Genomic DNA, 12,258 nt, shown 5'->3' on the forward strand with positions numbered 1-12,258 from the left:
TCACTGCTCCTGGGGCCGGATCGGGGTGAAGGCCGCCCGCTCGGCGGCGACGGAGCGGTGCTCCCAGGCCTCGCGGTCACGCAGGTAGCGCGGCCGGTCGGCGACGATGGCCCGGGTCTCGGCCGAGCCGGCCGCGAGCCGCCAGCGCACCGAACCGGTGACCGGCGCCGAGCAGACGTCGATGAACGCCTGGGCGGCCTGGCGCAGCTCGCCGAACCAGCGGCCCTCCAGCGCCTCGCGGACCCACAGCTGCTCCTGGTGGAGCTTCTCCCGCAGCAGCTCGGCGGCGAGGGTGGCGGTCTCCAGGTGGCGGCGCGAGCGCAGCAGCAGCCAGGCGGCGGGCATCTCGCGGATCTCCAGCACCTTCGACCCGTGGTCGAGGTGTTCGAGCCCGCTGTAGCGGCCCAGTCCGTGGGCGCCGACCAGGTGGTTGAGGGCGTCGATCAGTTCGGTCAGCGGCAGCGGCCGGCCGTCCACCGCGACGGGCCGGCCGGCCTCGAAGGCGACCTCGACGGTCTCCGGGGCCCCGGCGGGGCGCAACGCGCTCCAGCGGTAGAGCTCCTCGGGCACGGCGTGGTCCTCGGGGTCGTCGAGGATCCCCGACTCGAACTCCCGGCACCACAGGTTGGAGTCGCCGCTGACCAACCGCTCGCTGAGCTGGTCCAGGCCGACCTCCTTGAGTTCGCGCATCTTCTGCTCCCGGTCGACCGGATCCAGGTCGTACGGGCTGCCGTAGCGGCCGGCGAAGCCGAGCAGGCCGATGGCGCCGTTGAGCCGGCGCAGGGTGTTCTGCGAACGGTTGGCGGTGTGCAGCACCGTGGTGGCGCCGAGCTCCCGGGCGGTGGCGAGGGCGAGCTTGGCGATCAGCGGCCGGCTGAGCGTGGAGCTGACCGGGTGGGTGTCGAGGTAGACGGCGTGCGCGGCGATCGCCGGGCGGACGTAGTCCTCGGCGAACTCCTGCCGGCCGTCGAGCAGGTGGAGCCGGACGCCGAGCCGGTCGGCGATCCGCTGCTTGTGCTCGCCGCTCTCGTCCTCGCCGAGGTCGACGCTGACCGCGTGGACGTTGCGGGCGCCGGCCCGGACCAGGCGGTGCAGCAGGTAGCTGCTGTCCAGCCCGCCGCTGAACAGGGTGACGACCGGGGCGGACGGGTCGCGGGCGATCGTGTCGAGCTCGCCGAAGGAACGCAGGACCTGGGACGTCATCGGGCGGATCCCTCCACCCGGTGCTCGGCCAGGGCGGCGGTGAAGCCCGTCACGGTCGGCTCGTCGAAGGCGAGGTCCATCGGGACCTCGACGCCGAGCAGCGCCTCCAGCTTGCGCACCGCGCGCACCACCTTGAAGGAGTCCCCGCCGATGTCGAAGAAGTCGTCGTCCGGGCCGATCGCGGGTACGCCGAGGACCTCGCACCAGACCCCGGTGACCACGGCGGCCAGGTCGTCGCCGGCCGGCGGCCGCGCCTCGACGGCCGCGGTGGTGGCGGGCAGCACCTCCCCGGCCTGCTCGGTCAGCAGGGCGCGGTCCAGCTTGCCGTTGGCGGTCAGCGGCATCGCGGCCAGCGTGGCGAACGAGGCCGGGACCATGTAGGAGGGCAGCGCGTCGCGCAGCGCCCGGCGCACGGCGGCGGTGACGGCCTCGGGTACGGCGTCCGCCTCCAGGACCAGGAAGCCGACCAGCCGGGCGTCGCTGCCGCGGCCGTGGGCGACCGCGGCGGCCTGCCGCACGCCCGGCACGCGCAGGGCGGCGGACTCGATCTCGCCCAGTTCGATCCGGTAGCCGCGGATCTTCACCTGGAGGTCGACCCGGCCCAGGAACTCCAGGCCGCCCACCGGGTGGGTGCGGACCAGGTCGCCCGAGCGGTAGAGCGGTCCGGTGCCGTCGCCGAGGTGGTCCGGGACGAAGCGCTCCGCGGTCAGCTCGGGGCGGTTGAGGTAGCCGAGGGCCAGACCGGCGCCGCCGATGTAGAGCTCGCCGGGCTCGCCGTCCGGAACGGGCTTGCCGTCCTCGTCGAGGATCCACAGCGTGGTGTCCTCGATGGCCGGGCCGATGTAGACGGTGTCCAGGTCGGGGTCGCGCGGGGGCACCCAGGCGGTGCAGTAGATCGTGCACTCGCTCGGGCCGTAGAGGTTGGTGAGCGGGGCGGTGGACTGGGCGTGGAAGCGGCGGACCAGCTCGGGCGCGAGCGGTTCTCCGCCGGTGAGGACGCGGCGCAGGCCGTCGAAGCGCTCCTCGGGCCCCCGGGCCAGCAGGAACAGCTCCAGCAGCGAGACCACGCAGTAGAAGACGCTGATCTCCGCGGAGCGGATGGTCTCGGCGAGGTAGTCGGCGTCGCGCTGGCGGCCGGGGGCGGCGATGACGACGGTGGTGCCGGTGATCAGCGGCCAGTAGACCTCGATCAGGAACATGTCGAAGCTGCACGCGGTGTGGTGCAGCATCCGGTCGGACGGGCCGAGGCCGTGGCTGCGCTGCAGTGCCCGCAGCCGGGTCGTCACCGCGCGGTGGGGGATCAGCGAGGCCTTCGGGCGGCCGGTGGAGCCGGAGGTGTAGATGACCACGGCGGGCTGTTCGTCGAGGTCGGCCGCGGGTTCGAACGGCTCGGCCGGCTCGGTGGCCGCGCACTCGGCGACGGTGACCACCTCGACGCCGAGGTCGGCGGGGAACCGGGAGCGCAGTTCGGGGGTGGTGACGAGCAGCCGTGGCTCGCAGTCGGCCAGCATGTCGAGGGTCCGGGCGACCGGGTCGTTGACGTCGAAGGCGACCTGGGCGGCGCCGGCCAGGACGACGCCGGTCACGCCGATCACGAAGTCGGCCGAGCGCTCCAGGTAGACCGCCACCCGGTCGCCCGGGCGCACCCCGCGCCCGCGCAGCAGCGAGGCGACCCGCACGGTCCGGTCCCTGAGCTCCCCCGCGGTCAGCACCCGGTCGCCGTCGACCACGGCGGGGTGTGCCGGGTCGGCGTCCCACCGGGACAGCAGCAGGGTGTCGAGCCGTCGTCGGTCGTCGTCGAGGAGGGTGGCCGTAGTGCTAGCCATGGTCGTTCCTGTCCAATCGGTGTGTTCGGTGCGGGGCGTCCCGGCCGGGGTCGGCCGGGACGCCGGTCGGGTCACTGGCCGGCGGCGTCGGAGGCCGGGCCGATGGCCGCGCTCAGTTCGCGGACCGTGCCCGCGTCGAAGAGCAGCTCGATGTCGAGTGCGCGTCCGAGCTCCGCCTCCAACCGGGAGACGAGGCGCAGGGCGCGCAGCGAGTCGCCGCCCAGCTCGAAGAAGTCGTCGTCGGGACCGACCTCCGGCAGGGCCAGGACCTCGGCGAACAGCCTGGTCACCAGCGCCTCGTGGTCCGCGGCCCCGACCGGGGCGGCGGGCGCGGCCTCGTCGCCGGGCTGCGGCGGGGTGGGCAGGGCGAGCAGGTCGGTCTTGCCGGCCGGGGTGAGCGGCAGCTCGGCGAGGACGGCGACCGCCTCGGGGACCATGTACGAGGGCAGCGAGCGGCGCAGCCCGGCCTGGAGGCCGGCGGTGTCGAGCGGGGCGTCGCGGTCGGCGGGCACCACCCAGGCGACCAGGCGGCCCTCCCGTACGGCGACGGCGGAGCCGGCCACCTCGGGCAGGGCGAGCAGCACCTGCTCGATCTCCCCGGGCTCGATCCGGTAGCCGCGCAGCTTGAGCTGGCGGTCCATCCGGCCGAGCAGCTCGATCCGGCCGTCGGGCAGGCGGCGGGCGTGGTCGCCGGTGCGGTACATCCGGCCGCCGGTGAACGGGTCGGTGACGAACCGTTCCGCGGTCAGCTCGGGCCGCTGCCAGTAGCCCTGGGCCACGCCGTCGCCGCCGATGCACAGTTCGCCGACGCAGCCGACCGGGAGCAGCCGGCCGTCGACGGTGTCCAGCACGTGCAGCACGGTGTTGGAGATCGGCCGGCCGACGGTGACCCGGGTGGTGTCGGCGGTGATCGGCTCGACGCTGGAGTACACGGTGGTCTCGGTCGGGCCGTACATGTTCCACACCGAGGAGCCGCGTGCGGCCAGCGGGGCGGCCAGGTCGGCGGGGAAGGCCTCGCCGCAGCTGTAGAGCCGGGGCCGGCCGGCGCCCTGCCAGCCGGAGTCCAGCAGCGCCCGGTAGCGGGAGGGGGTGGCCTGCAGCGCGGTGATGCCGTGCTCCACGGCGTAGCGGTCGACCTCCCGGCCGCTCAGCCCGAGGGCCTGACCGCCCACGTGGACGGTGCCGCCGACCGCGAGCGGCACCAGCAGCTCGGCCAGCGAGGTGTCGAAGCCGAGCGTGGTGAGGGCGAGGAAGCGGGTGTCGCCGTCCAGGCCGGGGTGCCTGCGGGCCAGGCTGTCCACCAGGTTCGCCAGGGCCCGGTGGCCGACGGCGACGCCCTTGGGGCGGCCGGTGGAGCCGGAGGTGAACATCAGGTAGGCCAGCCCGTCCGGGGCGGCTCCCGGGAGCTCGACGGCCGGGGTGGAGGGGGTCTCGCCGGTGAGGTCGGCGGTGGTGAGGTCGAGGACGGTGCCGCCCCACCCGGCCAGTGCGGGCGCTCCGGTCGCGTCGACGAGCACCACGGCGGGCGCGGCGTCCGCCAGGACGAGGCGGATCCGCTCCACCGGGTGGGCCGGGTCGAGCGGGACGAACGCGGCTCCGGCGCGGGCGACCGCCAGCATCGCGGTCACCAGGTCGGCGCCGCGGCCCAGGCAGATGCCCACCCGGTCCGAGGGGCGCACCCCGCGTCCGACCAGCAGCCGGGCCAGGGCGTCGGCGCGCAGGTCCAGCTCCCGGTAGCCGTGGCGGTGGTGCTGGTCGACCACGGCGGGGTGGTCGGGCCGGTCGCGGACCGCCTCGTCGATCAGTCCTGACAGCAGGGCGGCCGGCTCGGTGCGGTCGATCCCGGTGCCGTTCCAGGTGTCCAGCTGCCGGGCGCGGGTCTCCTCGGTGACGGCCAGCAACTCCCCGACGGGGCGGCCGGGTTCGGCGGCGAGGCGGGTCAGCACGGCCACGACGTGGTCGAGCAGTGCCCGCGCCTCCTCCGGGGTGATCCGGCCGGAGTCCACCACCGCCTGCAGCTGCAAATCGGCCGCGGCCCGGACGACCAGCGTGACCGGGTAGTTGGTCCGGGTTTCGTAGCGGACGTCGTCGACCGTGACCTCGCCGTGGGAGAGCACCGCCTCCGTCCGGTCCGGGTAGTTCTCGACCACCACGACGGTGTCGAACAGCGGCACGCCGGGGGCCGTCCCGGCCCAGCGCTGGATGTCGGTCAGCGCGGTGTGCTGGTGGTCCAGCACGGGGTGGCGGGTGGCGGCGTGCCGGGCCAGCCACTCGTCGCCGGGCAGCTCCCGGTCCACCCGTACCCGTACCGGGACGGTGTTGATGAACATCCCGACCATCTGCTCGGCGCCGTCCAGGCCGACCGGGCGCCCGGAGACGGTCACGCCGACCACGACGTCGTCGCGCCCGGAGTGGCGGGCGACCGTTCCCGCCCAGGCCGCCTCGACCAGGCCGCTGAAGGTGGTGGCCCGGGTGGCTGCCAGTCGCCGCAGGGTGGCGAGGGTTTCGGCGGGCAGTGCGGCCCGTACGGTGTGGAAGCCGCCGGTGGGCTTGGTGCCCGGACGCATCCCGGGCAGGGTCAGGGTCGCCGGCTCGCGGTGCTCCGCCAGGTACTCCGTCCAGAACGCCCGGTCGCGCTCCGGGTCCTGGCGGCCCAGCCAGGCGATGTAGTCGCGGAACGGTGGCGGCGCGGGCAGCTCGTCGGTGGAGCCGGACAGCCCGGCGGTGACCTCCGCCAGCAGCAGGGCCGCGGACCAGCCGTCCAGCAGCAGGTGGTGGTAGGTCCACACCACCAGGTGCTCGCCGGGCAGGCGCAGCACCAGCAGCCGCATCAGCGGCGGCCGGGTCAGGTCGAAGCGCTCGCGGGCCCGCTGCTCCAGCTCCTCGGCGACGGCGGTCGTGCGGGCCGCCTCGTCCAGGCCGGTCAGGTCGCGGAACTCGATCGGCAGCTCCGCCTTCGGCAGCACCACCTGGTGCGGGGTGCGGATGCGCTCCCGGACGAAGGCCGTGCGCAGCACCGGGTGCCGGGCGATCGCCCGCTGCCAGGCGGCGCCCAGCACGGCGAGGTCCAGCTCGCCGTGCACCCGGAAGGTGGTCAGCTCGACGTAGAGACCGTGCTCGGGGGAGGTGGTGCTGTGGTAGAGCATCCCCTCCTGGGTGGGCGAGAGGGGGTAGATGTCCTCGATGTCGTTCACTTGGTGTCCTCTCCTGACCGGAACAGGGCGAATACCCGGGCCAGGTCGTCTTCGCTGAGGTCCGCGTCCGAGAAGGCCTCGCGTGGCCCCGGCGAGGGGGCCGGGGAAGGGCCGGCGGGAGCGGTGGGCGGGGCTGTGGTGTCGGGCGCGGATTCGGCCGCCGGTTCGCGGTCCGCGCGGAGCCGGGCGGCGAGCTGCCCGACGGTGGGGTGGGCGAAGAGGTCGCCGGGAGAGACGGCCAGCCCGAGCCGCTGGAGTTCGCCGGTGATCTGCACGACCAGCAGGGAGTCGCCGCCGAGCTCGAACAGGCTGTCGTCCGGGCCGATGCCGGGCACGCCCAGCAGGCGGGACCAGACCGCGGCGATCCGCTCCTCCAGCTCCCCGGGGCCGTCCGGCCCGGCGTCCGGGGGCGCGGCCGCGACGGTGGCCGCGGCGACGGCGATGCGCTGCGCGGTGCCTCCGGCCGCGCGGGGGCTGACCAGGACGTGCGGGAGGTGACGGTTGGCCAGGATCCGGTCGAGCGCCAGCAGGCCCTCCCGGGTCGGGATCCCGCCCTGCTCGGGCCCGACCGCCCCCGCGGCGCCGGGCGCGCCGCTGTCCGGGCCGTCGGCCGGGGCCGGCCGCAGTACGAAGCCCTCGACGAGCACGCTCGGCACACCGTCCGGCGCGGCCACGACCACGTCGACGACCAGCGTGCCGCCCGCCGCGGCCGCACCGGAGCGGCGCCGGACGTGGACGACGGCATCGGGGCCGAGCGGGCCGAGCACCACCAGCCGCCGGTAGGCCACCGGCAGGTGGCTGCCGGTGCGGGCGGTGACGGCGCCGGTGGCGGTGTCCAGCAGTGCGGGGTGCAGCGGGTGCCCGGCCAGATCGCCGTGGAACGGCTCGGGCAGGCGCAGCCGCAGCATCGCCTCGCCCTCGCCCTCGCCCTGGCGGACCTCCGTGACGCTCTCCCAGCGCGGCCCGGTGCGCAGCCCGCTCGCCCCGCCGGGCCGCTGCCCGGCGGACGGCGCCACGGCGGCGCAGCGTCGCGCGAGCCCGTCGAGGTCAAGGCGCTCCGGGGAAGCGCCCCGGTACGGAGCGATCCGGCCCTGGGCGTGCGGCTTGGACGGCACGGCGCTGGAGCGGACCTCCCACAGGTGCCCGCCGTCGGGCGCCGGACGCAGCCGCACGGTCACCTCCGGGGGCTGGTCGACGGGCAGCCGCAGTGGGTGGGTGAACACCGCGTCCAGTTCGACCGGACCTTCCCCGATCGCCAACCGGTGCCCTGCGACGGCGAGTTCGAGCAGTGCGGTGCCGGGCAGGACCGGGGCGTCGCCGATCCGGTGTTCCTCGGCCGGCCAGGCCGTCTGCCCGCTGCGGCGCAGCCGCAGCTCCACCGTCCCGTCCGGCTCGGTGCGGCGGGCGTCGAAGAGGGCGTGGTCGAGCACCTCTCCCCCGTCGAGCCAGTCCCGCAGCCCGGAGCGGACCGCCATGCCGGTCTGCGACCACCGGTCCCAGCCGATCGACACGGCCGTCCGGGTGCCGGTGGCGAAGCTGTCCAGGAAGGCGTTGGCCCCGGTGTAGTCGGCCTGACCGACCGCGCCGGTGACCGCGAGCGCCGAGGAGCAGAGCACCAGCAACGGACGGTCACGGGCCGTCAGCCGCTCCAGCAGCACGGTGCCGAGCACCTTGGGGGCGAGCACCCGCGCCATCTCCTCGGGTCCGCGCAGCGCGGTGACGCCGCCACCGGCCACCCCGGCGGCGTGCACGACCCCGGAGATCGGGCCGTACGCGGCCCGCACCTCGTCGAGCGCGGCGGCCAGCGCGGCCTCGTCGGTGACGTCGGCCTGGACGAGGCACAGCCGGGCGCCGTGGGCGGTCAGCCCGGCGAGCGCCTCGGCCAGCTCCGGCGGGCAGCTTCCGGCGGGCACGGCGTCCGCGGGCCGCAGGCTGCGCCAGCCCTCGCCGTCGGGCACGGCGCGGCGGGTGAGCAGCACGAGGGTTCGGCCGGCGTCCTCGGCGAGCCGGCCGGCCACGGCCAGGCCGATCCCGCCGAGACCGCCGGTGACCAGCCACGGCCCGGCGGGCAGCGCGGGTTGCTGGGCGGCCGGGTCGGTGAGCACGGGCCGGTCCGGGGCGGGCGCCAGGTGGGCCCGGCCACGGACCGCGGTGAGCGGCGCGGGCGCCTGCTCGGAGCGCAGCCGCGCCACCACCGCGTCGGCGGCCAGGGCCAGTTCGGCGGGCTCCCGGGTGGGGCAGTCCAGGTCGAGCGCCTCGGCGGTGAGGCCGGGCACCTCCTGCGGCAGCACCCGGACGGCGCCGAGCCCGGCGGCTGCCTGCGGGGTGCGGGCGGGCTGCCCGTTGACCCCGTGGGCGGCGTCGGTGACCAGCAGCATCCGCAGCGGCCGGCCCGGGAAGGCCTCGCCCAGGGCGCGGACCAGCTGGGCCGGGACGGTCAGCGCGCGCAGGGCGCCGTCGGCCGCCTCGGCCGGGGTGGCCCGTTCCAGCGGCGGGTCGTCCAGCGCCTGGCACGAGACCACCGCGTCCGGCGGGGTGCCGCGCCCGGCCAGGGTGGCGGCCAGGGCGGTGCAGGAGGCGGGGTCCGCGGGGTCGAGGGTGAGCCCGGTGCCGTCCGGGCCGGCCGCCGCGCCGGGGGCGCGGACCAGGGTGACCAGGGCGCCCGCCGCGGTGAGCCGTTCGGCGACCGGCCCGGCGAGGCCGGCGTCGTCGGCGAGCAGCAGCACCGAGGCCGGGACGGGCCCGGTGCCGGCCGGCGGGAGGACGGGGGTCCAGGACAGGACGTGCAGCCAGGAGTCCACGCCGTCGGCGGCCGGGGTGGCGGTCGCGGCTGATGCGGCCGGGGCGGTGAGGACGGCGGGCCCGGCGGGGCGCGGGCCGTCCCCGGCCGGTTCGAACCAGTGCCGGACCGGCTCGAACGGGTAGCCCGGCAGCGAGGCGTGCCGGCGCCCGGCCCGCTCCCCGAGGGCCGACCAGTCGAGCTCGGCGCCGCGCTCCCACAGCCGGCCCAGCGCGGTCAGTCGGGCGGGCGGCTGCGATCCGGCCGCGGCGGCGTCCAGGGTGGGCAGGGCCGGCCTGCCGGTGCCCAGGGTGCGCACGGCGAAGCCGGTCAGTCCCCGGCCGGGGCCGAGCTCCAGCAGCGGGCCGTCACCCGGCAGGGCGGCGAGCGCGTCGGCGAAGCGGACGGTGTGCCGCAGCTGGCGCGCCCAGTACTCCGGCGAGACGGCCTCCTCGGCGGTCAGCTCACGCCCGGTCAGGCCGGAGACCACCGGCAGGGCGGGGGCCTGCGCCGGGACACCCGCCACCAGCCGGGCGAACTCCGCCAGCAGCGGCTCGGCGTCCCGGGTGTGGAAGGCGTGCCGGACGGCCAGCGGCCGGGCCGCGACGCCGCGCGCGGCCAGGCGCTCGGCCAGCCGGGCCACCGCCTCCGGGGCGCCGGCCGCCACGCAGCGGTCCGGTGCGTTGACGGCGGCGAGCTCCGGGCCCTCGGGGTCGTCCAGCAGCGCGCGCAACTCCGCCTCGGGCAGCGGGACGCTCAGCATCGCGCCCGGCTCCATGGCGCCCATCAACCGTCCGCGTTCGGCCACCAGCCGGGCGGCGCCGGGCAGTTCGAAGACCCCGGCGGCGCAGGCGGCCGCGAACTCGCCGACGCTGTGGCCGGCCAGCGCGACCGGCCGCAGGCCGAGCGATGTCCACCAGGCGGTGAGCGCGTACTCCACCGCGAACAGGGCCGGCTGGGCGACCTCGGTGCGGTCGAACAGGTCCGCGTGGGCCGGGTCGAGCAGCAGCGCGCGCAGCGGCGCGGCCGTCCATGGCCGCAGGGCGTCCAGGCAGCGGTCGAGCGCGGCGCGGAAGACCGGTTCGGCGCGGTACGGCTCCGCAGCCGTGCCCGGGCGGCCGGCGCCCTGGCCGGGGTACAGGAAGGCGACCTCCCGGCCGTCGCCGGTGGCCCGGACCGGGCGGGAGTGGTGGTGCCCCCCGGGCCCCGTCAGGACGGTGCGCCGCCAGGGGTGGTGCCTGCGCCTGGTCTGCAGGGTGAACGCGGCGTCGGCGGCCGTGGGTGCGGCCGGTCCGGCCAGTGCCGCGTCGAGTCGTTCGGTGGCCCGGTCGAGCGCCGACTCGCTGCGGGCGGACACCGGCAGCAGCTCCCACTCGCCGGCCGGCGCGGCGGCAGCGACGGGCAGCGGGGGAGCGTCCTGGACGATCAGGTGGGCGTTGGTGCCGCCGATGCCGAAGGAACTGACCCCGGCGATCCGGGTGCCGTCCGCACCGGGCCAGGGCTCGGCCTCGGTCAGCACCCGGAACAGGCGGGGGTCCAGCTCGGGGCTGGGGTTCTCGAAGTGGACGGTCGGCAGCAGCGTGCGGTGCTGCAGCGAGAGCACTGTCTTGATCAGCCCGGCCATCCCGGCGCAGGTGTCCAGGTGGCCGACGTTGGACTTGACCGCGCCGAGTACCCGGCGGGGGTCCGGGGCGTCGCCGAACACCCGGCTCAGCGCGGCGAGTTCGATCCGGTCGCCGAGGGCCGTCGCGGTGCCGTGCGCCTCGATGCAGGAGACCTCGTCGGGCGTGACCCCGGCCACCGACTGAGCGGCGGTGATCACCCGGACCTGGCCGTCCAGGCTCGGCGCGGTGAAGCCGACCTTGCGGTTCCCGTCGTTGTTGACCGCCGAGCCGAGCAGGACGGCCCGGACGGTGTCGCCGTCGGCGACCGCGTCGGCCAGCCGCTTGAGCACCACCACGCCGACGCCGCTGCCGAAGACCGTACCGGTCGCCCCGGCGTCGAAGGGCCGGCAGTGCCCGTCGGCGGAGAGGATCCCGCCCTCGGCGTGCAGGTAGCCGAGCCCCTGGCCGACCCCGGCGGAGACCGCCCCGGCCAGCGCCACGTCGCACTCGCCGCTCAGCAGCGCCTCGGCCGCCAGGTGGACGGCGACCAGGGCGGAGGAGCAGGCGCTCTGCACGCTCAGGCTCGGGCCGGTCAGGCCGAGCCGGTAGGAGGTCTGGGTGGCGAGGTAGTCCTTGTCGCCCGCGGCCAGCCACTGGACCTCGGCGCGGTCAGCCAAGTGGGCGGCGCGCGGCAGCAGTTGGTGCGTCAGGTAGGAGTTGAACCCGGCCGAGGCGTAGACGCCCACGCCGCCCTCGACCCCCTCGGTGGGCTGCCCGGCGTCCTCCAGCGCGGCGACCGCGCACTGCAGGAAGAGCCGGTGCTGGGGGTCCATCAGCTCGGCGTCGCGGGGCGGGATGCCGAAGTACTCGGCGTCGAACTCCGCCAGGCCCTCCAGCACGCCGCCGGCGCCCACGAACCGCGGGTCGGCCAGCCGGTCGGCCGGCACGCCCAGGGCCGTCAGCTCCTCGGGGGTGCGGAAGGTGATGTTCTCCCGACCCGCGACCAGGTCGGCCCAGAAGGTCCCGGCATCGGGGGCGCCGGGGAACCGGCAGGCGAGGCCGGTGACGGCGATCGCGTCCGGCAGATCCGGCACCGCGGTGGCCGGGCCCTCGGGGGCGTGGGTGGACATCGGACTGCTCTCCTCACAGGTGGTGATCGACGCGGCTGGGGGCCGGCGGCCGGACCGGGCAGGGGTGCCCGGCCCGGCCGCCGGCCGCTCGGGTCAGCCGGTCGGGTTGGTGCCGGAGCCGCCCCGGCGGGCGGCACGGCGCCGTTCGTGGTGCTGCCGGCGGTCGCCGCCGGCGCTCGGTGCCTCCGTCGGTGCCTCCGGCCGGGCGCTGCTCCCGGGGGCCGGCGACGGCTCCGCGGCCGCCGCAGGGGCGGGCCGGTCCAGCAGATCGGCGAGGTGGCGGATCGTCGGCCGGTCGAACATCTCGACCACCGACAGCTCCTGCCCGAAGTCCTCGGCGATCCGCCGCTGGACCCGGACCAGGTGGATGGAGTTGGCGCCGGCCTCGAAGAAGTTGGTGTCGACGTCGACCTCCGCCCCGTCCATCCCCTCCCGCCACAGTGCGGTGAGCCGCTCCACCGCGCCCGGCCCGGTGGGCCGCGCCGCCGTGCGCCGCGGCGGAACCGGCGCCGCGGGCGCGGC

At 76.6% G+C, this 12,258-nt stretch carries 5 protein-coding genes; all 5 read right to left on the reverse strand.

Annotated elements, in window-relative coordinates:
- Positions 1-1,203, reverse strand: coding sequence for an argininosuccinate synthase-related protein (locus HS99_RS19140; RefSeq protein WP_043387561.1), 1,203 nt, complete (start codon positions 1,201-1,203; stop codon positions 1-3).
- Positions 1,200-3,029, reverse strand: coding sequence for a non-ribosomal peptide synthetase (locus HS99_RS19145; protein WP_046386023.1), 1,830 nt, complete (start codon positions 3,027-3,029; stop codon positions 1,200-1,202). Before HS99_RS19145 ends, HS99_RS19140 begins: the two co-directional genes overlap by 4 nt.
- A gap of 71 nt (positions 3,030-3,100) precedes the next feature.
- The gene (locus HS99_RS19150) at positions 3,101-6,223 is read right to left on the reverse strand and encodes a non-ribosomal peptide synthetase (RefSeq protein WP_050366952.1); all 3,123 of its coding nucleotides are present in this window, start codon (positions 6,221-6,223) and stop codon (positions 3,101-3,103) included.
- On the reverse strand, positions 6,220-11,736 hold the full coding sequence (locus HS99_RS19155; protein ID WP_051835469.1) for a type I polyketide synthase: 5,517 nt from the start codon (positions 11,734-11,736) through the stop codon (positions 6,220-6,222). Before HS99_RS19155 ends, HS99_RS19150 begins: the two co-directional genes overlap by 4 nt.
- A 93-nt stretch (positions 11,737-11,829) precedes the next feature.
- On the reverse strand, positions 11,830-12,258 hold a 429-nt coding region (locus HS99_RS19160; RefSeq protein WP_141763764.1), incomplete at its 5' end, for an acyl carrier protein.

Origin of the sequence: Kitasatospora aureofaciens (genome assembly GCF_001188955.3) — a bacterium.
Classification (GTDB): Bacteria; Actinomycetota; Actinomycetes; order Streptomycetales; family Streptomycetaceae; genus Kitasatospora; species Kitasatospora aureofaciens.